Source organism: Lacihabitans sp. CCS-44, assembly GCF_024343735.1.
Taxonomy (GTDB): Bacteria; Bacteroidota; Bacteroidia; order Cytophagales; family Spirosomataceae; genus Leadbetterella.
The window spans coordinates 357,073-382,344 of the sequence record NZ_RJUE01000060.1 but is presented as its reverse complement, the minus strand read 5'-3'; the positions used below and the strand labels follow the sequence as shown (position 1 = coordinate 382,344).

At 36.6% G+C, this 25,272-nt stretch carries 19 protein-coding genes; 4 read left to right on the top strand and 15 right to left on the bottom strand.

Translation table 11 applies throughout. From position 1 onward, the window contains the following. Positions 1-283: 283 nt before the first annotated feature. From EGI26_RS15890 to EGI26_RS15850, 9 genes are all read right to left on the bottom strand, one after another. Positions 284-1,003, bottom strand: coding sequence for a 3'-5' exonuclease (locus EGI26_RS15890; RefSeq protein WP_255079959.1), 720 nt, complete (start codon positions 1,001-1,003; stop codon positions 284-286). A 13-nt stretch (positions 1,004-1,016) separates the two neighbouring features. Next, positions 1,017-1,961 (bottom strand): quinolinate synthase NadA, encoded by a 945-nt coding sequence (nadA, locus tag EGI26_RS15885; RefSeq protein WP_255079957.1) that lies wholly within the window; start codon positions 1,959-1,961, stop codon positions 1,017-1,019. Between the two features lie 2 nt (positions 1,962-1,963). Then, positions 1,964-2,866, bottom strand: coding sequence for a hypothetical protein (locus EGI26_RS15880; protein WP_255079954.1), 903 nt, complete (start codon positions 2,864-2,866; stop codon positions 1,964-1,966). 135 nt (positions 2,867-3,001) lie between these two features. After that, the gene (locus EGI26_RS15875; protein WP_255079953.1) at positions 3,002-4,807 is read right to left on the bottom strand and encodes a tetratricopeptide repeat protein; all 1,806 of its coding nucleotides are present in this window, start codon (positions 4,805-4,807) and stop codon (positions 3,002-3,004) included. 374 nt (positions 4,808-5,181) lie between these two features. Further along, positions 5,182-6,756: an Ig-like domain-containing protein gene (locus EGI26_RS15870; protein ID WP_255079952.1), complete on the bottom strand. Its 1,575-nt coding sequence runs from the start codon at positions 6,754-6,756 to the stop codon at positions 5,182-5,184. Next, positions 6,753-8,615: a tRNA uridine-5-carboxymethylaminomethyl(34) synthesis enzyme MnmG gene (mnmG, locus tag EGI26_RS15865; protein WP_255079951.1), complete on the bottom strand. Its 1,863-nt coding sequence runs from the start codon at positions 8,613-8,615 to the stop codon at positions 6,753-6,755. Before mnmG ends, EGI26_RS15870 begins: the two co-directional genes overlap by 4 nt. 54 nt (positions 8,616-8,669) lie before the next feature. Then, entirely contained in the window at positions 8,670-11,969 is a 3,300-nt protein-coding gene (locus EGI26_RS15860) for a DUF4175 family protein (protein ID WP_255079946.1), read from the bottom strand. A gap of 35 nt (positions 11,970-12,004) precedes the next feature. Then, positions 12,005-12,769, bottom strand: coding sequence for an exodeoxyribonuclease III (locus EGI26_RS15855; protein ID WP_255079944.1), 765 nt, complete (start codon positions 12,767-12,769; stop codon positions 12,005-12,007). Continuing rightward, entirely contained in the window at positions 12,766-13,125 is a 360-nt protein-coding gene (locus tag EGI26_RS15850; RefSeq protein ID WP_255079938.1) for a hypothetical protein, read from the bottom strand. The genes EGI26_RS15855 and EGI26_RS15850 overlap by 4 nt, the downstream gene beginning before the upstream one ends. A gap of 6 nt (positions 13,126-13,131) precedes the next feature. Between EGI26_RS15850 and EGI26_RS15845 the strand changes: the two genes are divergently transcribed. Then, positions 13,132-13,836 (top strand): ComF family protein, encoded by a 705-nt coding sequence (locus EGI26_RS15845; protein ID WP_255079936.1) that lies wholly within the window; start codon positions 13,132-13,134, stop codon positions 13,834-13,836. Positions 13,837-13,875: 39 nt separating this feature from the next. Here the strand turns inward: EGI26_RS15845 and gldJ are convergent, their stop codons facing one another. The 4 genes from gldJ to EGI26_RS15825 all read right to left on the bottom strand — a co-directional run bounded on the left by gldJ (position 13,876) and on the right by EGI26_RS15825 (position 20,551). Continuing rightward, positions 13,876-15,141, bottom strand: coding sequence for a gliding motility lipoprotein GldJ (gene gldJ / locus EGI26_RS15840; protein WP_255079934.1), 1,266 nt, complete (start codon positions 15,139-15,141; stop codon positions 13,876-13,878). Between the two features lie 62 nt (positions 15,142-15,203). After that, a complete protein-coding gene (gene mfd / locus EGI26_RS15835) occupies positions 15,204-18,566 on the bottom strand; it encodes a transcription-repair coupling factor (protein ID WP_255079933.1) in 3,363 nt (1,120 codons plus the stop codon). A gap of 172 nt (positions 18,567-18,738) precedes the next feature. After that, positions 18,739-19,554, bottom strand: coding sequence for a sugar phosphate isomerase/epimerase (locus EGI26_RS15830; protein ID WP_255079928.1), 816 nt, complete (start codon positions 19,552-19,554; stop codon positions 18,739-18,741). Between the two features lie 112 nt (positions 19,555-19,666). After that, positions 19,667-20,551, bottom strand: coding sequence for a PPK2 family polyphosphate kinase (locus tag EGI26_RS15825; protein ID WP_255079927.1), 885 nt, complete (start codon positions 20,549-20,551; stop codon positions 19,667-19,669). A 230-nt stretch (positions 20,552-20,781) separates the two neighbouring features. On the opposite strand from EGI26_RS15825, the gene EGI26_RS15820 reads away from it, so the two are divergent. Further along, positions 20,782-21,531: an NIPSNAP family protein gene (locus tag EGI26_RS15820; RefSeq protein WP_255079926.1), complete on the top strand. Its 750-nt coding sequence runs from the start codon at positions 20,782-20,784 to the stop codon at positions 21,529-21,531. Positions 21,532-21,604: 73 nt separating this feature from the next. Here the strand turns inward: EGI26_RS15820 and EGI26_RS15815 are convergent, their stop codons facing one another. Next, positions 21,605-22,576 (bottom strand): DUF4382 domain-containing protein, encoded by a 972-nt coding sequence (locus EGI26_RS15815; protein ID WP_255079925.1) that lies wholly within the window; start codon positions 22,574-22,576, stop codon positions 21,605-21,607. Between the two features lie 210 nt (positions 22,577-22,786). On the opposite strand from EGI26_RS15815, the gene EGI26_RS15810 reads away from it, so the two are divergent. Both EGI26_RS15810 and EGI26_RS15805 read left to right on the top strand, forming a co-directional pair. Continuing rightward, positions 22,787-23,449 carry a DUF2306 domain-containing protein gene (locus EGI26_RS15810; protein WP_255079924.1) on the top strand — a complete coding sequence of 221 codons (663 nt, stop codon included), beginning with the start codon at positions 22,787-22,789 and terminating at the stop codon, positions 23,447-23,449. Continuing rightward, positions 23,446-24,282, top strand: a complete 837-nt coding sequence (locus EGI26_RS15805; RefSeq protein ID WP_255079923.1) for a hypothetical protein — start codon at positions 23,446-23,448, stop codon at positions 24,280-24,282. Before EGI26_RS15810 ends, EGI26_RS15805 begins: the two co-directional genes overlap by 4 nt. 65 nt (positions 24,283-24,347) lie before the next feature. Here the strand turns inward: EGI26_RS15805 and EGI26_RS15800 are convergent, their stop codons facing one another. After that, on the bottom strand, positions 24,348-25,181 hold the full coding sequence (locus EGI26_RS15800) for a winged helix-turn-helix domain-containing protein (protein ID WP_255079922.1): 834 nt from the start codon (positions 25,179-25,181) through the stop codon (positions 24,348-24,350). Positions 25,182-25,272: the final 91 nt, after the last annotated feature.

Below are 25,272 nucleotides of genomic sequence, written 5' to 3'. Positions count from 1 at the left end.
ACGTCATGGTTTTTAATGAAATTTCGTAGTCCTCTATATCTCCAGCAGTTTAAATCCATCGAACTTCGTATTTATGGTTTTCGGTCTTTGACCAAAATTAAACATCCTTGCTGTGCGAAGGCTCCGACCTTCGTACGTGTGTATTTCGGTCTTTGACCGAAGTGAAACAAAATACGATTTATATTTCGAGTCATAATTACTATCCTAATGTTGCTTAGTCCGTTTTGCAATTTGTTCTCAGGTCCGACCTGCGGTACTGACCTTGTGTGTTTAAGTTTTAATCTTAAACCCGATGTATATTCCCTTCCTCCAAAATATCCCTTCCATTCATTTTAAGGTATAATTGGGCCAGAACTACTACGTCTTCTCGGCAATATTCGGCTATTTTTTGGAGGTTGTTTTGGTGGTAATAGTTGGTGTTTACTTCCGAGCCATCCATGAGGCTTTTGGAGCCTGGGATGTCGAAAACAGAGGCGAGCAGGTCGAGTGAGGTGTAGTTTTTATAGTCGCCAAACTTCCAGAATTCTAGGGTGTCTATATGCATTACTTCCCATGGTTTTTTGCCGGTAATGTCTAAAACTGCAGGCAATTTTATACCATTAATGAGCATCCTTCGGCACAAATATGGGAAGTCAAACTCTCGGCCATTGTGGGCACATAGTATCAGATTTCCTTTGGCAGTGTGTTCTTCTAACAGATTTTTGAATTCAAGCAACAATAGTTTTTCATCGGTGTTGACCAATGTTTTGGCCCTAAACTTGGTGTCTTGTTCGTAGAACCCTCCTACCCCAATGCATATTACTTTGCCAAACTCGGCGTAGATGGCCGCTCTTTCGAAATACAAATCTTCTGGCTCCAGCTCACCCTCGTTTTTGAGTTTGCTTGCCTTTCGTCTCCAATGATCTTTAAGCCTTTCTGGCAGCTCCGAAAAATTTTCTGTAAGCGACACCGTCTCGATGTCGAGAAAGAGTATGTTTTTTAGTTGTAATGGGCTCTGTGACATGAGTTTTTGTGTTTTATAAGCCGAATCTAGCTGATATATCTAACATGCGATCTATGGCTGCTCTAGCGTCTTTTATGGTTTGTTCAGGTAATATAATCTCTGGAGTTTCGTCTTTCAAGCAATTGTAGAGTTTCTCCATGGTCTTCAACTTCATGTGCGGGCAGTCTTGACAAGCCTGACACGCTCGACCATCTTTAGATGTTGGTGCCACGTGGAACACTTTATCGGGAGAAGCTTTCTGCATTTGGTGCAAAATGCCCGATTCAGTGGCTACAATAAATTCTTTTTTCGGACTATTGATGGTATATTTCAACAATCCTGTGGTAGAACCAATGTATTCGGCCAGATCCAAAACAGGTTTCTCAGATTCTGGGTGGGCTATAACACAGGCTTCAGGATACTTTTCTTTCATATCCTTCAACATTCTTGCTGAAAATGCCTCGTGAACCATACATGCTCCATCCCAAAGTATCATGTTTCGGCCTGTCACTCGGTTGATATATCCACCCAGGTTTTTGTCTGGTGCAAATATGATTTGTTTGTCAGCTGGTACACTTTCTACTATTTTGATGGCGTTGGTACTGGTACAAACTATGTCTGTAAGAGTTTTGAGTTCTGCTGAACAGTTGACATAAGAAATCACTACGGCATCTGGATAATTCGCTTTGAATGCTTTGAATTTATCTGCTGGAGCTGATTCCTCTAAAGAACAGCCCGCATTGATATCTGGCAACACGACTTTTTTGTTTGGAGAAAGTATTTTGGCAGTTTCGGCCATAAATTTTACACCAGCAAACACAATCAAATCAGCCTCAGTTTTAGCGGCTTCTTGTGAAAGGCCCAAGCTATCACCAATGTAATCGGCCACATCCTGAATGTCGGCTGTTTGGTAGTAATGTGCTAATATTACGGCGTTTTTCTCCTTTTTAAGTCTGTTTATCTCTGCTACAAAATCCATTTTTATTTTTTACAAGTAAATTTATATGTTGTTACGTTAATGATCTGGCCATCTGCCCTGAAACTGGTCTCTTTTACACAATTGCCTCGTGTGTCATATTCTTTGATACTCCTGTTGGCGAGCTCGTTTCTGTAATAATTATAAGTCTCCGTCTGATTGGATCCTGAGTATTTGAATTCAAGCCTGTAATCCTCAAGGTTGTTTTTGGTAAATGCCGTAATCTTGCTCAAATGGTTGTCGGTATATTCATAAACCGAATAATTATCAAGAATACCATCTATATAATTTTCTGAACGAGTCATTTTATCATTGCCTCCATACGTAAATTTCTCTGTTTTCTTTACATGTCCCAATACATCCTCAAATTGGTTTTCCACAACTTTTCCAGATGTGGACAGTATCTTTTTTTCGGTAGAGGTTATGTTGTTTTGGGCATCATATTTCGTAAAAACCAGCATATTAGGGTTTTTCTCCGAGACATGTTTGGCAGCAACCGAACCATCTTCATTAAGAAAAACTTGCTCTAGTTTATTATCAACTTTTACAGATCTATTGCTGACCTTGTTTTCTTTGGACTCTGATTCTGACAATAAGTTTCCCGCATTGTCGTACTGACTATTAACTGTTCGGGTAAGCTGATTCTTGAAAAAGTATTGGGTTTTTACAGGCTTATTCTTCGCATTATATTCATACAAAACCTTAGAACTTACTTCTACTTCGTCAAAATATTGAATGGTTTCTCTATAAATTGGATTGTCTAATTTGTCAAATTCATAAATAACCTTGCTTATGGGTCTGTCAAGTTTTGTGACCAACATTTCAGTCATTAGGCAACCATTCTCTTGTGCAAAGGATAAGACTGGTAGAATAAAAAAGAATAATATTAATTTGATAGAATTGTTCATTCTGATTCTATTTTGTGTCAAATATATACAAAATTTCTATAATGAATTGGAAATGATCTGTCTCTGTGTAGATATAAAGTATCTCAAAAAAACATAAATTTACTAATTATCAACATACAAAATACTAATTATAAACTAATTAACAACATCTCCACGCAATTCTCGGAACCGAATTCTCGACTGTGCTCCATAAATACTTCCTGGGTAATCTTTGAGCAATTGTCTATAATATTCCATTGCTTTTGTGTTATCCTTGAGGTTTTCTTCGGTAATTTTTGCCAATGTAAATAGAGCGTCGTCGGCCAAGATATCATATTTATAGTTTTCCAGGATATTTTTCAAATCGGCCACCGCTTCATCTATTCTGTTGATTTTCAGCAATGTATTGGCTTTTAACCACAATATCTCATCGGCTAAACTATGACTCTTGTATTGATTAAACAAGGAATTCAGTTTTAGAATACTTTCTTCGTATCTATTTTGGAAAATAAGAAGGTCTATTTTTGAAAAATCTGCCATGGCCACCTCTGAAGTATCCAGTCCGGTATTGTCCTGAATTAAGAGACTCAACTGCATGGCATCGTTCGATATTTCTCTGGTTGTGGCCTTTTTCAATACATCCAATATTTCTTTTGATAGTTCAAATTGACCTGTGTAATACTGAAGTTTCGCATTTTTAAGTTTTGCTATTTCTCCCAAATTATCCTCTCTTTGCGATTTTTCCACTTGCATATAGAGCAATGTTGACTCCCAAGGCTCATCTTTGAGAATATATATATCTCCCAAGTCGAGTTTGCATTGATCTTTGAATTTTTGATTGTTTCCAGCCCCTGTAATGGCCGATTGTAGTATTTCTATGGCTCTATCGTGTTGTTGTAAATAAAAAGCGTTTAGCAAGGCCATATTACGCAAAGCATCTACTGTTTTTTGAGTTATACCAACATCTGCTATAAGTTGCTGATACTGGTTTATCAATTCCTTAATCTCCTGGTTATCAATAGGAAAAGTAGTTTTTACTAGTTCCTCTTTGCTTTGTATTAACCATCTACGGGCATAAGGATACAATTCACCGTCAGGGTATTCCTCCATAATGTACTGGTACATTTTTGAAGAATTCTTGAAATCTTTGGCATTAAAACTCTGACCAGCAAGTTCGAACATCTTAAAGCCCGCAAGTTTTAATCTTCTGTCCAATGCTCTGGCTTGTATAAAGGCTCTGCCATAATCTGCTTTTTGTGTAAAATGCCAAATCAATATCTCCGTATTGAAGCTCTCGTTAGGATCTGCCTGAATTTTAGCGTAAAGCATTTTTTCGAGCATATCTATCTCCTTATCGCTTTTAATGTTGTCTTGAATGGTAGCTTGTACATAAGAGTAGTTCTTGCTCCTCTGGCCAAAGCCAAGCACCTCTTCGAGCATCTTATCCTTCTGGTCGAGATATAGATAGGCACGTGCAAGCTGTGTATCAAACTTAAAAGGGTCTTTGCTCTTAGATCTTGAACTCAATAGTAATTTTACAGCCAAATCAATTTTATTGGCTTTATAGAAAAAATTCTGCAGTTCGTAAACATAAGCGTCTACTTTAGCAGCTTCTTCAATCAGTTTTTCATACTCTTGATTGGCTACTTCACTCTTGCCAGATATTTCAAAAAGTTGAGCTAAATCAGCCTTATAAGATATTTGATTGCTATTGTTCTTAATTTGTGCTCTTAGAAATTTATCGGCATTTGAAAAGTCTTTTAGCTTTATTAAAGTAGCTAAATACTCATTATGTATAAGCCTCGCTTGATCTTTATTCGTACTCAACTTTTTGTATATCTCAGCAGCTTTATCATATTCCCCTTGTTTGAAATATGTATTGGCCAAATCCAGCTCTTGCGAAAACACAGCAAGACAAGTTGCGAGCCAAATGAAAATCGTTTTTCTTATTATAGAATTCATATAATATAAAAGAAGATTATTAATATAAATTTATTGTTATTATTTATTATGTCTGTGAATATGTGGAGTAATTTTTTTGGTATTTATAATTGTTTATTCTTGCAATTTATTGTGGAAAAGTATTGGTCTTTTCCACATTTAATCTGTTGAATTTAAGAATTTTAATTAGTTATGTTAATTACTTTCAATATTTAATTAACAAGAATAACACCTATTTTTATTGTGTACTTTCTGTTTATAAATATGCTTGTTCGATGACTTTCTGACGAATTTAGCATTTTAAGTGATAATATTCTTGTAAGTGTGTTTTTAACTTTTATTATTCACGAGTCTTTCCACATATTTATTGTGTTATCCACTTGGTTATCCACACATTATTTGATTTCAATGTCTTTGAGTTCAAAATTGGCTCTTACTCTTATGGATTCTTTGGTTATCAATATTTTTTCAGGTAGTCTCTTTGTGTTAATATTACCTGCATCCCAAATGCCATTATTATTTTCATCAAATATTATTTTAACATTATAAGATCCTGGAATGATGTTTTTAAAACTAAATTTTGAGCTGAACGTTTGCGTATTTGTAATTACGCCTGAGTCTTCATTTATCAATTGTGCAATTTTTGTTCCAGTGTTTGTTATCGTTGATCCTTCTATGCTTCCAAGGTCGTCGTTATTGAGTATTGGATTTTTGATACTGAATAATGAGTTGGTATCTCCTTTATAGTTTTCAAAAATATTTGATGGGAAAGTTAGTTGTGTATTTTCTCTGGCTTTGGTGTTTACTTCAACGTTGAGTGTGTTTTTATTTAGCCAGGTATATTTCGGTTTCTCTATTATAACAGTATCCGTTTTAAATATTGCTTTGGAGGAATCAAACCTTGAAATGGGATATTGAAAAGTAAAAGTATAGGTGGTAGCACGTGTAAGTTCTTGATTGTTTTTTATTGTGCTGTTTATCGGAAAGCTTTGAATTTTTCTTTTTGTTTTAGAGGGGTTTGCAAAATATATTTTCTGCGAAATTGTATCAGATATGTTTAATGAGTCTACCAAGATAATTTTAGCTAGAAGTGTATCGTTTGCTGGTTGTTTTATTTTAAAAAAGTTTAAATTTAGTTTATCGTAGTTAGTAACTATTGAGCTATCCTCTAATGAAATAGTCGCAGATTTTGTAGGCTTGTCTAGCTGAATTATAAATTCATTTTCTCTACTAATATTTTTTTTGATTTTGTTTTTTGTATAATTAGCTGGGTAGATTTCTAAAGTGTCGATGACTGTATTTTTGTTTACGATTATAGTATCTTTAAAAAATCCGATATGTTCATTTCTCTGGTCAAATATTAAGTTTTGATTTTTGTCAGTAAACGACATCACAAAATACTTGTCGGCCTTAATATTTTCGAATAAGAATTTGCCAGAGGTATCAGTTTTTATGAAATAATCAGGCTTTTTCTTGTTTAAAGGCAGTGTATCTTTTTTATAAAGCCCCACTACAGCGTCTAAAACAGGCAGCTTCTTATGCAAGTCCATTATGGTGCCATTGAGTGTCAGAGAGTCTATTTCTGGGCCTGTACTGAACACAATTTTGAGATTTTTTGATGGGTTTCGTTCACTTAGATCTTTTATTCCATTTCTAAAATTTAAAGTGAACGTGGTACTGTCTGAAAACTGCTTTTCAAACACCAATTTAACATTCTTATCTTTTTGTTTTATGATATAGAGTATGTTGGGATCTGGAACAATAATCAATTCTTGTTTCAAAGCCGTTATATCTATGTATTCATCAAAGTCCATGCTTATTGTGTTGCCATGGAAGTTTTTGGTTTTGTTTGATGGACTTGAGTTCAATAGTTTTGGGGCGGCTTTGTCTGTTGGTCCACCAGTTGGCGGTACAAATTGAGCACAGCCAAAGATTAAAAGAATACACGTGCAGTATAAAAAATATCTCATCTTCCTAAATGTAACATAATAACAGAAATATCTGCAGGTGAAACACCGCTTATTCTTGAGGCTTGTCCCAAAGTTATTGGTTTTATTTTTTTTAATTTTTGTCTGGCTTCGATGGATATAGATTTAAGATTCTCATAATCAAAGTCAGGATTGATTTTAAGATCATCAAACTTCGTCAGTTTTTCTGCCAGAAGAAGTTCTTTTTCTATGTACTTTTCATATTTTATCTTAATCTCAGTTTGTTCCAATTCGTCTTTAGAATATTCAGAAACTATTTTATTGTAAGTATCATTTGCAGATTTGAGTATTTCTATATTGAGTTCAGGTCTTTTAAGCAAACTATAAAAAGTTGCTTTTTCTCTGATATTTGCAGACTTGTTACTTTCTAAGAAACCATTGATTTCTTCGGGAGTAACTTTTGTTTCGCTCAGTACTTTATACAGTTTTTCAGAATTCTCGATTTTCTTATTTACGTTTTCCAATCTTAAGTCAGAAGCCAAGCCTATGTCATTCCCTTTTTTAGTTAATCTGACGTCAGCATTGTCTTGTCTTAATATAGTTCTGAATTCAGCTCTTGAGGTAAACATTCTATAGGGTTCGTCTGTGCCTTTGTTCACAAGATCATCTATCAAAACACCGATATATGCTTCATCCCTTTTTAAGATAAAGCCATCCAGTTCTTTTGATTTTCTGTGTGCATTTATACCAGCCATTAAACCTTGTGCACCTGCTTCTTCATAACCCGTAGTACCGTTTATTTGTCCTGCAAAAAAGAGGTTTTCAATTAGGTGGGTTTCTAAAGTTAGTTTTAATTGTGTAGGTGGAAAGAAGTCATATTCGATGGCATAGCCAGTTCGAAGCATTTTTATATTTTCAAATCCAGGTATTTTTTTCAAAGCGGCATATTGGACATCTTCTGGAAGTGAGGTAGAAAAACCATTTACATACATTTCTATAGTCGTTCTTCCTTCTGGTTCTAGAAATATCTGATGGCTGTCTTTGTCAGCAAATCTATTTATTTTGTCTTCAACAGAAGGGCAGTATCTCGGTCCAAGACCTTGTATACGGCCATTGAACATAGGTGATTTATCGAAACCCTTTCTTAATTCATCGTGAACACCAAGATTTGTATAGCTAATCCAACAACTGTTTTGCTTTCCTAAAGTAGGTGTATTGGTATAAGAAAACTTCTCTGGATTTTCGTCGCCAAGTTGCTCTTCCATGGCAGCATAGTTGACTGTCCTACTATCTACTCTCGGTGGAGTTCCTGTTTTCATTCGGCCAGATTCAAAACCCAAAGTTACCAATTGTTCTGTTATGCCATAAGCTGCTGACTCGCCTGTTCGTCCACCGCCAAAGTTTTTTTCGCCAATGTGAATTTTACCATTCAGAAATGTTCCGTTGGTAAGTACGACAGAAGTGGCTTTTATTTCTAATCCTAGAGAGGTTTTAATGCCAGTAACACGATTATTTTCTATTATTAGTCCCGTTACCATTTCTTGCCAGAAAGACACATTAAGGTTTTTTTCGAGTTTATCTCGCCAGTTTAAAGCGAATTCCATTCTGTCTGATTGGCAACGAGGTGACCACATGGCAGGCCCTTTTGACCTATTCAGCATTCTAAATTGTATCATGGTTTCGTCAGATACAATTCCAGACATCCCTCCTAGTGCATCTATTTCTCTTACAATTTGACCCTTTGCTACTCCTCCCATTGCTGGGTTACAAGACATTTGAGCAATGGTTTGTAGATTCATTGTTACTAATAAAACCTTTGACCCCATTGTAGCTGCGGCATGTGCAGCTTCACACCCAGCATGGCCAGCTCCTACTACTATTACATCGTATTTTTCGAACATATATATTGATGTTTCACGTGAAACAAATTGCGTTTGTTTCACGTGAAACATTGGTTAGTTGATTCTTTTAAAGTAACTATCTGTTTGTTTTTTATAGAAAGGTGTAAAGTTTGGTGGTGTTGAGCGTAAGAGTTCCACCTGTTTTTCTTTCTCTTTTTTGAATTTCTCTAGGTCTGGTGGGCTCACTCGGTTAAAAGTTACACCCGTATTTGATTTTCTTTTGGAGTCTAACTCTTGTTCTTTTATGGCTTTTTCAGCTTCGAGTAAGCGTATTTCTATTTCTTTTTGGCGTTTTAATAGTGCTGGAGTTATGCGTTTGTTAACTAAGTCATTCTCGCTTTCGTCCATTTTCTTTTGAAGTTCATCTAGGTTGTTTCCGAGTTTTTTGCCTTGCTCTGTGCCATTCATTTGCTCTTGTAAGTCTTTGAGTTGTTTTCTTATCTTAGATTGTTCATTGGCGATTTTTGCTAACTCTTCGGACATTTGTTTGCCACCCATTCCCGATTGCCCCATTCCTTGGATTTTTTTGTTTAACTCTTGTTGTTTTTCACCCATTCCTTCACTTGGTGTGTTCCCTTGTTTTCCTCCTTTTCCTGAACCTGGCATGGCCATCGCCATCATTTGTTGCATTTGTTTGAAGGTATCACCCAACATCAAAGCCAAGTTGTTCATCGAAGTCATTGAAAACTGTTGTTTTGATGCGGCTTGTGGAGTCTTACGTTCTTTAATAAACTTGACAGATTCATCAATGCTGTTTTTCATATCTGTGACTTCTTTAGTTATGAAGGATTCTATCTGCATCACACGTTTGGCAAGTGAGTATAGAGAGTCTTCCACAACTTTGGCATCATCTGATATTTTTAATTGCTCTTGGGAAAGATTCACAAAACGAGGGTCTGATACCGAAATAGACCTAAAGTTCTTCATAACGCGTTCTTGATCATGGGATATTTTTAGCAAGTTTTCTAAAATATCTCTAAGTGCATCTATGTCAATATCTAGTTGTTTCATTTCGGCACCTTGCATATTTTCTGACATCTCTGCTGCCATTTTTCTCATGGATTTTGAGGCTTTCTTTTGAGCTTTGCTGGCTGCTTTGTTGTCTTTATTTTCCATATCTTTTTGAGCTTTTTTCTGCTCTTCGGAGACTTCCTTCTGCTCTTCTTTTTGAGTATCGACCTCTTTTTTGAGTTCTTTACTTAATTTTTCTATATCATTTAATTTTTCTTTTTTCTCTTCAAATTCTTTGTTTAGCTTCTCTTGTTCTTTTTTCAGCTCTTCATTTTTTTGAGAATCTTTATTTTCTTTTTCAGTTTTGTCGGCAAGTTCTTCTTGCTTTTCAGCAAGTTTTTCTAATTCTTTTACCGTTTCTTCCACTTTTTGTTTTAGTTGAAGATCTTTAAATAGTTTCATTGTGCGATCTATTTCTTTGTCAATATTTCTTTGATCTTTTTTAAAATCATTCATTTTATCCAAAGATTTGTCATTGAGTTGCTCCTCCATCATTTTTTTTAAGTCTTCAAGTGCTTTTGAATCCTCATTTTTCATCAGCTCGTCAAGCATTTTTTGGAGCATATCCATTTTCTGCTGCATCTCAGGACTTTGTTTTTCAAATCTATTTTGTTTTTCTTTTAGGTCTTGGAGCTGCTTTTGAAGGTCTTTGAGTTCCTTTATCATTTCGTCTTTTTTCTTCAGGAGTTCTTCAAACTCTTTTTTGTCTTGAAAATCCATCTCCTTTTTCTTTTTCAAATCAGACTCTAAGTTTTCTAGGGCTTTCTTAAATTCTTTTGATTTTTGTAAAAGATCCTCAAATTTGTCTTCTGTTTTCTCAATTTGCTTTTCTACCTCTTGGTCAAATTGCTGCGAAGTTGGCATTCCAAAAGTCATGGTTCCTGACATTGTTGATTTACGACCATTTACGCCGTCATTGTCTGTAACTTGTAGGTAATATTCAAGCCTATCGCTTTTTTCTAAGCCCAGATTGTTGATATTAACCTGATAGAAGAATGTTTGAGAAAGCGAGCTTTTAGTAAAAGGAATGTCTACGGCCTTGAAAGGCGTATTGCCCGCCTTGGTTCTATACATAAACTTAAAATCGGACAAGCCATAATCGTCAGAAATGCTCCCTCCTATGCCGATATAATTGTATAAACTGCTGTCCTTTATTTGTTCAAAACTAATTTGTGGAAATCTGTCAGGGATAACATTGATGTAATAAGATATTTTTTCTGCGTTGGTTGTAGCGTTTTCATTTTTCAAAATCACCTCATAGTTTGATGATTTTGCGAATCGTTTTTGAAAATTAAAATCTGTAATTAGGCCTTTTGAAACATTTAATGGCTTGGTGCCTTCAAAAACTACTTTTAATGAGTCCGTCTCATCGGTTTTAAATTTCCATTCGACAACGGTACCTTCTGGCACAATCAGGTTGCCAACATTATCAAAGTCCTCAGAGGTTTTGTTAAGGTATGCTGGATATTTAAGTTCTACATTGAAAGAGAGTAAACTCGGTCTGGCTATCATTCCTAATTTAAAGGTATTAGAAGTGAATCCGCCTGCCAGGAAATGAAACTCTGCTTCCTCTTGTACTTTAGAAAACACAAAGTCAAAATTTCTAGAATCTTTTAGATTCATCTTGTATTTACGATCATTGTAAACTAGAAAAACATCTTCAGGGAGTGAGTTACCCAATAATCTAAGATTGAGTTGATAGTCTTCGTTTTTTACAGCTTGAAGGGTCTTATTAAGTATTTCGAACTGGAAAGGAGCAGGCTCAGCAAAGTTTCTTTTAAAATAAACAATACGCTCAGTACTCTTGAAGAATGAAGGAGCGATGGCTGAAATCAATAAAATGGCCAGCAAAGGAGGAAGTGCGTATTTTAGATATTTTCGGTTCTCTTTTAAATTGATAGCATCAGCAAATTTCACCAATTTTAATTCTTTTGTTTTTTGAGCAATGCTCGCTTCCAAGAGGGCATTGTCAGAATCAGACAATCCGTTTGCCAGCTGTAGGGTATTGAGTAACTTATCTTTTATGTTTGGAAAGAACGTGCCAATTTGTTCAGCAGCGGTTTCGTCTGAAATAGGCTTATTGATATTTAGTAAATAAAACAAAGGTTTCAGTATATAGAAAAAAAGCGTGTATGCGGACACGGCAATGAATCCGACAAGGAGAAATGCTCTGAAAGTTGAACTGAACCTTCCAAAGTATTCTAGAAAATTGATTACTATATAGGAGAATAAAATGAGCGATAGGCCAATTAATGCACCTTTTAAAAGTAAGTTTTTATAATACTTGCTTTTAAACTCAGATATCTTCTCTAATAAGCCTGAAAACTCCACATTTTTTTTCATAAAATATTGAATATCAATAATATAACTGAAAAACTTTAAAATACCAATTCTACAGAAACAGGACAATGATCCGACATAACTACATCAGCGTGTATTTGTGCATCTAATACATTGGCCTGAGCTTCATGATTTACAAAAATGTAGTCAATACGCCACCCTAAATTTTTTGCCCTCGCTCCTGCCCTATAAGACCACCACGTATATTGCTGGGCATCAGTGTTTTTTAGCCTAAAACAATCTTTAAATCCACTATCAATAAACTTGCCAACCCAAGCTCGCTCCTCAGGAAGGAAACCTGAACTCTTAGCGTTAGATTTTGGATTATGAATATCTATTTCATTATGACAAATATTGACGTCTCCGCAAACAAATATGGGCTTTTCTGCTCTGTCAAATCGATGAATAAACTCAAACATGTCGTCCAGAAAAGCCATTTTTACTTCTTGTCTGATGTCGCCCATCGTTCCTGAAGGAAAATAGGCACATAAAACGTGAAACTTTTCAAAAGTTGCAACAATTATTCGTCCTTCCAAGTCATATTGCTCTATTCCACAACCATAAGTCACTCTTTCTGGTTTTTGTTTACTAAGAATAGCCACTCCTGAATAACCTCTTTTTTGAGCAGGAAACCAATGACAATGGTATCCTAATTTTTCAAAAATGGGCTCAACCAATTCGGTTTCATACAATTTTATTTCTTGCAAACACAAGACATCGGGATCATGGCTCTTTAACCAATCTTCTAAACCTTTGTTAAGTGCTGATCTTATGCCATTTACGTTAAATGTTGTAAGTTTCATATATGTAAACCAATATCATTTCTAAAATATTCTATGACATAGTGTTTCAGCAATTGTTCCTGACTCAATAAATCAAACTGTGGTAAAGGCTTTATGAGTTTCCAGTGCGGCCAACCATCGTTGTCTGTTCCTTCTAGTTCATAAAAATCACCCAAGCTCAGCACTTTGCAAATTGCAATGTGCATTAAATCTTGTTTTTCTTCTTTAGAAAAACGCAAATTCCCTTTTCCTAATTCCTGAATTCCAATTAAAAACAAGACAGCATTTAGGTCGGAAGGCTTTTTACCCGTTGTTTGTTTTAAAAAACGAATTAAATTGTCCCATATTTCTTTATTATCTTTGATTTCTAATGACATACAATAATGAAAACCACGTTTAAAAGATACATTAATCTACTTTTGGACTTTATATACCCAAGGGTATGTGTGAGTTGTGAAAAAAACATACTTGGTCCAGAAAACCATTTATGTATTGAGTGTCTTCTTACAATACCCAAAACCAATTCGCACCTACACCCAATAGAACTCTTAGATCGAAAGTTTTGGGGAAAATTAAACGTGAAACAGGTATATTCTTTTCTGAAATTTTCAAAAAAAGGTAAAGTCCAAAACATTCTTCACACACTCAAGTACAAAAATAAGCCAGAATTAGCAGAATATATTGGAAAAATGTATGCAAATGATTTAATGTCCATACAATTTGAAGAAAAGATAGACTTAATAATCGGAATTCCGCTCCACAAAGACAAGCAAAAGCTCAGGGGTTATAACCAGGCTGATGCGTTTGCAAAAGGGCTCTCAGAGGTCTTAAAAACGCCTTATGACGACGAGTCTTTGGTTCGTCAAACGTTTACTATTTCTCAAACTAAAACGGGAAGTCGTTTTAAAAGGTTTAAAAACATTGAAGGTGTTTTTGAAGTGAAAAATCCAGAAAATATTGAAGGGAGACGAATCGCACTGGTGGATGATGTGCTTACTACTGGCTCAACTTTGGAAGAAGCTGGAAATATATTACTTGCTGCAGGATGTTCAGAACTGTATATAATAACAATCGCCTCAGCTTATTAAAAACCGAGGCGATTAAATATTTTATAAAAACGTAATTTCTTACAAGGACTTCTTACCCTTTGGGCCAACAGAAATCATAGCACACCTGAAACCAATGGCGGCTGTTGAAGAATCCTGATCTAGAGATCTTCTTGTGCCAGGAGACAACCAGTACGCGATGTCGTTCCAAGAACCACCTTTATAAACTCTTAGTTTGTTGTCTATTAGTGAGTTGAAATTTTCCTTGTCATAAAGTTTGGCTTCATCTTGGAAATCACTTCTACGGATTGGATTCAGGTCATTAAAGTCCTGGTAAGAGCCTTGTCTGTAAAGGTCATACACCCATTCGTTAACGTTACCGGCCATGTTATAAAGACCGAAATCATTTGGAGCAAAAGAATAAACCTCTTCCGTTATTATAGCCTTATCGTTTTGTTTTCCAGCTATACCCGCATAGTCACCTCTGCCCCTTTTGAAGTTAGCCATCATATTACCTTTATTTTTGCCTTTCGCCTTACGCATAGCTGAGCCATCCCATGGGTAAATTCTCTGATTTGACTGATTCTCATCTATATATTGCGTTCCAATCATACTTTTAGCGGCGTATTCCCACTCTGCTTCTGTAGGAAGTCTAAAATCTGGAATATTAATACCCGTTTCTATAGGCACCCTACCTGTTACTTTAGGTGCAGCTGCGGCTTCTGCAGCACCTTTTTTCTTCTTGCCAAACGGCAATCCCATTTTTTTCTTGCTACCATCACCATATTTAGCAGACAACCCCGCGTTTACGATTGCAGATCTCCACTTACAATAATCGTTTGCTTGTATCCAAGAAACCCCCACAACAGGGAAATTTCTAAATCCTGGGTAACGAAGATATTGATCTACATATTGATCGTTGAATGACATTTCGTTAGCCCATACAGTTGTATCTGGCAACGCAGCTTGCACAAACTCACGCGTAGAATCTTGGCTGATAGAATAAATGTATTCTAGATAGTCAATGTTTGCGATTTCGGTTTCATCCATATAAAAGGAAGCGACAGTCACGGTACGTTCAATGTTGTCTCTAGTGTAGGTAACATCTTCTTCAAGTGTACCCATAGTAAAACGTCCACCTTCAATAAAAACCATGTTTGGACCTGCTGGTTGACCAGCAAAAGAAGCCACTTGGAAACCCTCTTTACCTTTTTTGGCATAAGCAGAGCCAGTGGTTCTACTTTTTTTACCAGGATTCAGACTACTTGCTTTTTTACCTTTGCTACAAGAAGTAGCTACAAAAAGAGAAAGTGTAAGTATTGTTACACTGAAAATAAGTCTCTTCATTCTTTTTTTATTTTGTTTTCTGCGAATTAAAACACAAAAATAGTTTAAAATATATTACTAAGTCATTGTTTGGCATCAATGAAAGCCACAATTTTTTCGAATAAATCATTGATTTTATTGATATTAACGGTGTTTTCAGCTGAAAATATCAATTTGTCTTTGATTTGTTTTAAACTGCACTCTTTTGGATGCAATTTTATATAATCAAGAATTTTGCCAAACTTGTCCGTTTGATAATATTCTTGGTGCTTTTGTGAAACGAAATACCCTTTGAGGATATTATTTTTAAGTGTTATTTTTTCAAAACCTATGTATTCGGCCTTCCAACGCACTTTTACTATTCTAAATAATTCTTCCACTTCTTGCGGCAATTTTCCAAATCTATCAATTAGAGAAACGGTGAATTTATTGAGTTCGTCTTCGGTTTTAAGATCATCGATGGCATTATAGACCGAAAGCCGCTCAGACATGTTAACGATATAATGGTCAGGGATTAATATCTGAAGGTCAGTTTCTATCTGACAGTCTTCTACTTTAAAGGTTTTTTGAGAAAGTTCTCCTTCAAAAAGACTTTTGAATTCATTTTCTTTTAACTCAGCAACGGCTTCATCCAATATTTTGTGGTACATATCATAACCCAAGTCATTCACAAATCCGCTTTGCTCGGCACCAAGTAGATTGCCCGCTCCCCGAATATCTAAATCTCGCATGGCAACTTTAAAACCATCGCCCAAGTCGGTGAATTCTTCTAAGGTTTGAAGGCGTTTTCGGGCATCTTTAGTAAGCCCAGAGCTCGGTGGGCCCAAAAGAAAACAATAGGCTTTTTTGTTCGAACGCCCTACCCTACCCCGCATTTGGTGCAGATCCGAAAGCCCAAACATGTGAGCTTGGTTGATGATAATCGTATTGGCGTTTGGAATATCTAGGCCAGACTCTATGATATTGGTAGAAATGAGGATATTTATCTCGTTTTCAATAAACCGCATCATCACTTTTTCGAGCTTATCGCCTTCCATTTGACCATGTGCAACGCCTATTTTGGCCTCAGGAACCAAGCGATAAATTATGTTGGCTATAGACTCAATGTCGGCCACTCTATTGTGAACAAAAAACACTTGCCCTCCCCTATTTAGCTCATAACTAATGGCATCACGGATGATTTCTTCTTTGAAAACCTCAACTTGGGTGGTTACAGGTTGGCGGTTGGCCGGCGGAGTGGCTATTACTGACAAATCACGTGCACCCATAAGTGAGAAATGTAGTGTTCGAGGAATTGGCGTAGCCGTAAGCGTCAAAACATCTACGTTCAGTTTTAATTCTTTTATTCTGTCTTTTGACTTCACGCCAAATTTCTGCTCTTCATCTATCACCAAAAGCCCGAGATTTTTGAACTCTATGTTTTTATTGAGCAGCTTGTGCGTGCCTATTACTATATCAACTTTGCCCTCCTTTAGGGCCTTGAGTGTTTTAGTATTGTCCGCCGCAGATTTGAACCTATTCAAATAATCGACATTTACGGGCATTTTGGCAAGTCTTTCAGAAAAAGTGCGGTGGTGTTGCATGGCCAAAATGGTGGTGGGAACCAATATAGCCACTTGCTTGGAGTCGTTTACGGCTTTGAAAGCCGCACGAATAGCTACTTCGGTTTTTCCAAAACCCACATCGCCGCAAACGAGCCGGTCCATAGGATATGGTTTTTCCATATCTTCTTTTACTTTGGCTGTGGCAGAGGCTTGGTCGGGAGTATCTTCGTACATAAAAGACGACTCCAGTTCAATCTGCATGTAATTGTCTGGCGAAAAAGCGAAACCGTGGACTTCTCTCCGTTTTGCATAAAGTGCTATCAGCTCTTTGGCTATATCTTTTACCTGTCGTTTTGCTTTCGATTTTTTGTTTTCCCAATCGCCAGACCCCAGCTTACTCATGTTGGGTGCGTCGCCCTCTTTGCCTGAGTATTTGGCTATTTTGTGCAAACTGTGGATATTGATATACAGCAGGTCGTTGTCTTTGTACACCAATCTGATGGCCTCTTGTTTTTTGCCACCGACATCTATGGTTTCCATGCCTGCAAAACGCCCAATGCCATAGTCTACGTGCGTCACGTAATCGCCTGTTTGTAAGGTTTTTAGTTCCTTTATGGTCAGGGCTTTAGACTTTGAAAAGCGGTCTTTTACTTTGTATCTGTTTAGCCTTTCAAATATCTGATGGTCGGTGTAAACCAGTATTTTATTCTGCAAGTCTATGAACCCTTCTCTGAAATTGGCATAAACCGAAAGAAACCGGATGGTCGGGTTGATTTCGGTGAAAATGGTTTCGAGCCGATTGAGCTGTTTGAGCGAATCAGAACTTATATAACACGAAAAACCGTTGGCTTGGTTTTCAGCGATGTCGTTTATTAATATCGTAAAGTCTTTATTAAAAGAGGGTTGTGATTTAGAATCGTAGCTTATTTTATGTGTTTCTTTCAGAAAACTCTTTCTGCCAAACTCTATTGTGTTGTAGTTTTTTAGAAAATCAGTAAACTCTTTTTTTGCCAGAAACGAATGGTCGGGTTTAAACAAAAGGTTTATGTCTCCCCCATTGGCCATTTTGGAATCATAAATTTCGGTTATGCGACGAAGGTTGTCTTCTACCCTATCGAGTGTAAAAACGTAATCTTTTATCCAAAGAATTGTTTTTTCAGGAAGAAAACTAAAAATCGGTACGGTCTCTTCAAAACGTAGTTTTTCATGGATGTTGGGTACGATGCTTATCGCATCCATTACTTTGTTTGAAAGCTGCGTTTCGGTATCGAATATTCGGATGCTTTCTATTTCGTCACCAAACAATTCCACCCTGAAAGGAGTGTCTGCCGCATAAGAATAAACATCAAAAATACCGCCACGAATAGCAAATTGACCAGGCTCGTAAACGAAATCTGTCTTCTCGAAATCGTAAGAAACCAGAAGTTCGGTAACGAAGTTTAAGTCCAGTGTATCCCCTATTTTTATGCGTAAAGTGTTGGCTACCAGTGTTTTTTTGCTCACTACTTTTTCTGCAAGAGCTTCTGGGTAGCTGACAATGAGCAAAGGGTCAGCAGAGTTGTTGAGGCGATTAAGCAGTTCGGCTCGCTGGATAATGTTGGCGTTTTCTATTTCCTCAAACTCATAAGGCCTTTTAAAAGATGCAGGGAAATAAGCTATTTTAGGACTTTCGAACCCAAAAAGGTTTTGAAGGTCATTGAAAAAATATAGGGCGTCTTCTTTGTCGGGCAGTACAATTAAGGTCGATTGAGGATTACTCTGATAAATAGCCGCAGCCAATATAGCATCCAAACTTCCAGAAGTACCTTCTAGATGAATTTTGGGATGCGATTTTTGTGACAAAACGATGTTCTGCACAAAACTATCTTCGGAGTATATTTTTAGGAAATCCTCTGAGTTCAAAAGCGGCCAGTTTCAAGTGGTAAATACCTTTTGGTCAAGCAAAAGACAGTCACCAGAATTAAAATTTTTATTGAAAAGCACTCTTTAAAGCAGAAACTTGGGCTGCTCAAATCGTAAACTGAAGCAAAGATACTAAGAAAGATGATTTTGAGGGAAAATTCGTTTTAAAATATCAAGACATCCGGAGGATACCACGGAGATAACCAATCGATTCGGTAAGACCGTATGCTGCATTTTCTGCATCCTTTTCATATTCCACACCAATAATGCCGTCGTATTTGAGTTCTTTAAGCACTTGTATGTATAACGAAATGTTCATTACGCCTCGTCCAATTTCCACATTTTCTGCTTCGGCTTTTTGAGAATTGAGGTCTTTTAAGTGAATGTCGAAAAGTCGATCTCTGTATTTTCTAAATTCAGCCGCAGGGTCTTGATTTAGCCTAAAAGTATGCCCAGTATCTATGCAGAGACCGATTCTGGGGTCAAGCGTTTTGATTTTCTCATAAATACTAGCTGGAGAAGGGAAAATTTTGTCTTCTGGACCATGGTTGTGGATGGCGATTTTGATGTCTGTTGCTTTCACCATTTCTTCTACCTTTGGAAACAAATGATGTTCTGGAGCTCCGACTATCATTTTTATACCTGCATTTTGGGCATATTTAAAGTATTTTTCTACTTCGTCGTTGGTTTTCATGTAGATAACTCCAGCCGCGTAAAGATTAAGTCCGTTGGATTTCATTTTATCAGAAATGGCTTTTAAGTCTTTTGGAGAGGCATCAAAAGGCAAATGAAAACTTTTGAGGCAGACATCTTTTATGGCCAAGCGTTTCATTATTTCTATGACTTGGTCTAAACTATATTTGCGTAGCGTGTAGGAGGCTAAACCAATTTTTAAGCCTTGAAATGCAGGTAAAGGCTCAAAATGAGCCTTTGATGACAAGGCCAATGTGCTTAATCCGATTGTTTTTAAGAATAGTTTTCTTTTCATTTTTAGTTGAATTAATTTCTAATGTTTAGCCATTTTAAAGAATGAGTATATACATTTTTGCTTCGACCTTTTGCTCCTGACCTTATGGTTATAACAATTTAGGAAAATTGTTCTACTCTTGATTCTGCTGTTTGATGGTGTCTATTAAACCCAAAAGCGTTTGTTTTCTAGCCTCATCTGGCTCTGGGTAGCTCATTTTTAGTTCTTTAAGTTTCTCAACAATTATTTTGGCAACTATCAAACGCATATTTTTTTTATCGTCGGCAGGCACTACATACCATGGGTTTTGTTTCGTGGCGGTGGCGTTTATCATTTCTTCATAGGCTTTTTGGTAATCGTCCCATAATCCTCGCTCTTTTATATCGCCCTCTTCAAATTTCCAATTTTTCGTGATGTCTTCTATCCTTTCTATCAGCCGATTGCCCTGTTCTTCTTTGGATACATTTAAGAAAAACTTTAGCACTACTATGCCATTGTTGGCCAGGTAGTCCTCAAAGTTTTTGATGTCTTGGTATCGTTTTTTCCAAACGTCTTTGCCTTTTAATTCGTCCGGAATTTTCTGGTAATTTTCTAGTATTTCGGGATGCACTTTAACTACCAAGACCTCTTCGTAATAGGAACGATTGAATACCTGCATTTTACCTCTTTCGGGTAATTCTTTGTAACAACGCCACATATAATCATGATTGAGTTCGGTCTCCGAGGGTCTTTTAAAAGAATAGAAACTCAATCCCAATGGGTGAACCCCCTGAAAAACGGCCTTCATGGTGCCATCTTTTCCTGCCGCATCCATGGCTTGAAAAACTGCTAAAACCCCGTATTTTGAATGGGCGTACATGACGCTTTGTAGCTCGTCCATTTCTGTCTGTAGGCTTTTCAGAATTGCTTCATAATCAGTTTTGTCCTCGTAAAAATCATTGATTTTTGTTGAGTGGTTTTTAGGCTTAAATTTTTCAGAGCCTGTTATTTGGTAATCTTTTATGTTGAATTTTTTCATTTTTTGGATGATATTGAATTGAGGTATTACACAACGTGACACAAAGAATGCACAGAGTTTCTCTAAGATTTTTGGCCGAAAAATTATGTATTTAATGCAAGATATTTAATTTTCTTGAAAAATTTGTTTGGTAAACGTTTAAGGTATTGTTTGTGGTGACACAAACACAGGCAGTGTTTGGCGAAATACAAACTTTGATTTACATTTGATAAAAAAACAATTCAACCATAATGAAAAAAAACATATTACTGTTAATGGCCATGGCTATCTCGGTTTTTAGTTTCGCTAAGAAAAAACCCTCGAAATATTACGAACTCCGTGTTTATTATTGCCACCCGGGCAAATTGCCCAATTTAATAACAAGATTTACAGACCATACCACCAAGATTTTTGAGAAACACGGGATGGAAAACATTGGTTACTGGACACCAACAACAGAGGATAACAATGTATTGTATTATGTGTTGGGATATCCAAGTAAAGAAGCTAGGGATGCATCTTGGAAAGCATTTGGTGCCGATCCAGAATGGAAAGAAGTGGCCAAAAAATCGGAAGAAAGTGGAAAAATTGTGGCCAAAGTGGAGTCGAAATTTATGACTTTACACCCCGATTTGACCAAGAAAATCAAACTTAAACAAGCTAGTCCAGAGCGTTTGTTTGAAATGAGGACCTATTACTGTTTGCCAGGAAGGTATCCAAACATTGTGGCTCGATTCAGGGATCACACTAGAAAGCTATTTGATAAGCATGGAATGGAGAATGTTATGTATTTTGAAACTATAGAAAAAGATGGTGGACAGCCTACCCTACTTTACTTTTTGGCTCACAAGGATGCCGATGCTGCCAAGAAATCTTGGGATGGGTTTAGAGCTGATCCTGATTGGATAAAAGTACGTGACGCTTCAGAAGTTTCGGGTAAAATAGTAGAAAAAGTAGAGCCCATTTACATGAAGCCAACAAGTTTTTCGAAGATAAAATAGAAAGAGAGGGTAAATTTACCCTCTCTTTTTGTATTGCTTAATCTGAAAATTGGTGTGGCTTTGTGAAAATATATTAGAGGTTTAGAATCCCGCCCAAAGTTACTTTTAGCGAAAAGTTGGTTTGAGCACCCGCATTTACACCTACGGTTTTGAGGTCTATGCTGCTGGTAATGTCTAAAAGCGTATTTACTCCTAAGCCCAATGATCCACTTTTATCAGGTTTTTCGCAATGAATCTCATAGTTTCCTTCTGGCAAATATGAAAGTGTAAAGTTGCCATTTGCATCAGCTTTAGCACTGCTTATGGCATTTGCAAACTTCACATCGCTGGAGCCTTGGCCATTGATTTCTTGGTTGTTATTAAATGTGCCTTTTTTGTAAACATACACCACTACATCTGATTTTACACTGGAATAGTTTTCAATTTTACCCTTTATCGTTCCCGTATTTGCTTTGTTTTCAGCCCTTACTGCGGACTTTAACTCACCATAGGTCACAAAAGCGAAGTCATTGTTTTTGGATTTAATAGACTTTCTCAAGTCAAAATCCATTATGATTTCAGTGTTTCCATTTTCGTTAACTATAAAGTTTTTTGGTTTTAAATCTATTTCAGTTTTGCCATTTCCCGAAATCTCCAATGCTTGTTTGGTGCCGTCTGTTTTGGTTATATAACAACCAGGAGCCGCCAGTGCTTCGTCTTTATCAATATCCAATACCAGCGTAAGCGTAGAGTACGAACCTACAGCGGCATCACTTTTACCAAGTTCTAGTGTATTGCCGTTTTGAAGAGCTAATAGGTTTACGGTTTTTGGGCCTTTAAAACCTGAAAAAGTCTTTCCGTCAACTTTTATTTCGGCTACAGTAACAAAAACACCTGAAATGTCTGCTTGGTCTATTGGAGCATCTGTAACACCCACGCTAAGGCTGCCTTGCGGCGATGAGGTGTCATTAATGTCATTTTTTGGTCCAAATAAACCAGACTCGCAAGAAATAGCGAAGACCGAAAAAGTTAGTAATGCGACAATTTGATTTTTTAGATTTTTCATAAATAAAAAAGTTTTGTTGAAAAGAAATTCGATTAAACAGTTCTGAGATGAACCTGACACAAAGGAGAGAAGCTCAACTTAAATGGAAATTAAATCAAGATTAAATTTTTTTTAATGTTTGTGAAGAGTCCGAATATTTAAGGAAAAAATAGAGAAATTGGAGATAAGGCGATAGCTTTACGTTTAGAAAGCTTAAAAAATAGTCGGTTGTTGCGTAATTATTTCAGTTTACCTTTGGTTTTGCTCAGTATTACTGGGATAATATTTGCCATTATCATGGCAGAAAACACCAGTCCTTATTTTGATTTTGCTCCTCGAAAAGATTTTCTTGGCACAAAAACGTTTGCAGTTACCTCCAAATTGATTTTTAAGACTGGTTTTTATACCCACATCTGTTCTGCTTTGGTGGTTTGGTTGGCAGGTATTCCGCAGTTTTGGCCTTTGCTGGTTCTAAAATACCCAAAATGGCACCGAAATTTGGGTAAGATTTATGTTTTCGGAATTCTGTTTTTGGCGGCACCATCGGGACTAATTTTAGCCGCCTTTGCCAATGGTGGACTTTCAGCACAAGTCGGCTTTACGCTACAGTGTTTGGTTTGGTGGTTTTTGACTTTTAAGGCGTTTTTGTTTATAAAAGAAGGAAATATCGCAGAACATGTTCGTTATATGATCCGAAGCTTGGCGGTAACTTACGCCGCATTTAGCTTACGGACAGAGAGTTATGTGATGTACCAGTTTTTGGGCACAAAACCTATAGAAACCTATCTCACAGTGGTTTGGCTAAGCTGGGTTGGCAATCTTTTTCTTGCCGAAATTTTATTATTAACCAAAATAGATAGATATTTCGTAAAATTTATAAAACCCTTGAAATGAAAACTAAACTGTTATTGATTGCTGTAATCGCTGTTTTTTTAACTCAGCTTTCGTGTGCCGACAAGAAGAAAATGGTGCTACAGACCCACAAAGAAGCCGTGGATACGCTCAGTACTGGCTCGAATGATACACTTGTAAAGTTTGCTGACATAGATATTCACAAATTACTAGACACGAGCGATTTGTCTCGTATGTTTTGTAATTATGATTCTTTGGGTGCTTATGATAATCGTTTCGATGGGTTTTTTGGTGAGGATCATTATCGTATTCAGTTCTATTTTTCTAGTGTGAAAAGAGATAGCATCAATCACTTGGTATATCATATTGAAGGGAAAAGTAAATTCAAAGAAAATATAGCTCCTTTTAACGGAAAAATAGTGTTTGAAAATGCAAAAAGCTTTACTGACCCAAAGATAAACTTGGCTGAATGGAAATATGACAATGGCGATTCGCTAAAAGGAATTTACAGTTTGGTTGGGCGTTTGATTTTGGAAGAAGACAAAAAGCTTGGTCACGCAGGGGTTTTTAGCGGAGATTTCAGGATGGAGTTTGCCAATATGGCTAAAAGCGATAAGTTTCTATGGTTTTATTCACCTTCTATTGGTTCTAAAGGGGCAGGATTTGCTTCGGCCGGTACTTGGCAACAATATGGTAAAGCAATAGCCAAGCCGTTTATATTTGGTAGAGATATATTTATGTTTGCCAACAACATCCTGGCCGACTTTAGCTACGGTGAAAGAGATATTCAAATCAACGAAAAATATGTTCACCTAGGTTGGGACAACTACTGGGAACAAGACGAGTGGTGGGTGGAAACCAAGACCAAAATATGAAAGAAATTTAATTAAGTGTCAATAAACCAAACATTTAGCTTTGTAAATGTTTGGTTTATTATTATTCAAACCTCCAGCTTATACCCTTTTCCATGACTATTGGTGATTTTTACGGCGGGGTCAGCTATGAGCTTTTTACGAAGTTTTGATACCAGCACATCCAAGTTTCGGCTGATGACAAACACACCCTCGTTCTCCCAAATTTCTTTAAGTAGATGTTCTCTGGCGACGGTTTCGTTGGGTTTTTCGAGAAGAAGATTCAGCAGTTTGTTTTCTTTTTCTGAGAGTTCAATTTTTTGAAATTCTAAAACCAAAACGCCCGTTTGTTGGAAATAATTAAACGCTCCAATTTTCTGAAAATCACCCGCATTTTCGGTAGAAATGGCTTCATCTTTTTTGTTTTTTCTAAAGTAAACCACATAAAAAAGTAATAAAAGAAGGAGAGCTACCACTACGCTCCAAAGGATGTTGGGGTTTATTCCCGACTTGAATACTTCTATTTCTACAATATAACAGTTCTCAGGTAATCCTCGGCCTAAGCAGGTCACGTCCTCTGTGCTTTTAGGGCTCCACTCAAAACCATATACCATCTGGGTTTTTTTGCACGTAAACACACTTACACGATACTGGTTCTGAGGGTTGCTATTTCGAAGGGTTTTTATGGTGATATTGGCCAAACTATCTGGCATTATCTCAAAACTATTTTCGAACCGGATCTGATAAATACCATTTGCGGTTTTCTGAATAGGCATGATGCGAGACGTGGAATCGCCCGAAGCCAGCAATAGCTGATGCCCAATAGTACGAAATAGTACTATTCGGTGTTTTTCATCATCCTGTGTTTGGTTACACGAAAGACCCAAAAACAAAAAAAGAAATAGGATTGTTTTGCTTTGCATTGTGTTGCAAGATATTTCAAAAAACGCTCATCTTACTTATCTTTTGCTTTGGTTTTGCAATTATTTACATTCTATTTACATTTTTTGAGCC

Excerpts from the sequence above, each read along its gene's own strand:
- EGI26_RS15870 (WP_255079952.1), bottom strand. The coding sequence starts at position 6,756 with ATGAGATATTTTTTATACTGCACGTGTATTCTTTTAATCTTTGGCTGT.
- EGI26_RS15880 (WP_255079954.1), bottom strand. The coding sequence starts at position 2,866 with ATGAACAATTCTATCAAATTAATATTATTCTTTTTTATTCTACCAGTC.
- EGI26_RS15855 (WP_255079944.1), bottom strand. The coding sequence starts at position 12,769 with ATGAAACTTACAACATTTAACGTAAATGGCATAAGATCAGCACTTAAC.
- mnmG (WP_255079951.1), bottom strand. The coding sequence starts at position 8,615 with ATGTTCGAAAAATACGATGTAATAGTAGTAGGAGCTGGCCATGCTGGG.
- EGI26_RS15820 (WP_255079926.1), top strand. The coding sequence starts at position 20,782 with ATGAAAAAAAACATATTACTGTTAATGGCCATGGCTATCTCGGTTTTT.
- EGI26_RS15860 (WP_255079946.1), bottom strand. The coding sequence starts at position 11,969 with ATGAAAAAAAATGTGGAGTTTTCAGGCTTATTAGAGAAGATATCTGAG.
- EGI26_RS15830 (WP_255079928.1), bottom strand. The coding sequence starts at position 19,554 with ATGAAAAGAAAACTATTCTTAAAAACAATCGGATTAAGCACATTGGCC.
- EGI26_RS15845 (WP_255079936.1), top strand. The coding sequence starts at position 13,132 with ATGAAAACCACGTTTAAAAGATACATTAATCTACTTTTGGACTTTATA.
- EGI26_RS15800 (WP_255079922.1), bottom strand. The coding sequence starts at position 25,181 with ATGCAAAGCAAAACAATCCTATTTCTTTTTTTGTTTTTGGGTCTTTCG.
- EGI26_RS15825 (WP_255079927.1), bottom strand. The coding sequence starts at position 20,551 with ATGAAAAAATTCAACATAAAAGATTACCAAATAACAGGCTCTGAAAAA.
- nadA (WP_255079957.1), bottom strand. The coding sequence starts at position 1,961 with ATGGATTTTGTAGCAGAGATAAACAGACTTAAAAAGGAGAAAAACGCC.
- gldJ (WP_255079934.1), bottom strand. The coding sequence starts at position 15,141 with ATGAAGAGACTTATTTTCAGTGTAACAATACTTACACTTTCTCTTTTT.
- EGI26_RS15805 (WP_255079923.1), top strand. The coding sequence starts at position 23,446 with ATGAAAACTAAACTGTTATTGATTGCTGTAATCGCTGTTTTTTTAACT.
- EGI26_RS15875 (WP_255079953.1), bottom strand. The coding sequence starts at position 4,807 with ATGAATTCTATAATAAGAAAAACGATTTTCATTTGGCTCGCAACTTGT.
- EGI26_RS15815 (WP_255079925.1), bottom strand. The coding sequence starts at position 22,576 with ATGAAAAATCTAAAAAATCAAATTGTCGCATTACTAACTTTTTCGGTC.
- EGI26_RS15850 (WP_255079938.1), bottom strand. The coding sequence starts at position 13,125 with ATGTCATTAGAAATCAAAGATAATAAAGAAATATGGGACAATTTAATT.
- EGI26_RS15890 (WP_255079959.1), bottom strand. The coding sequence starts at position 1,003 with ATGTCACAGAGCCCATTACAACTAAAAAACATACTCTTTCTCGACATC.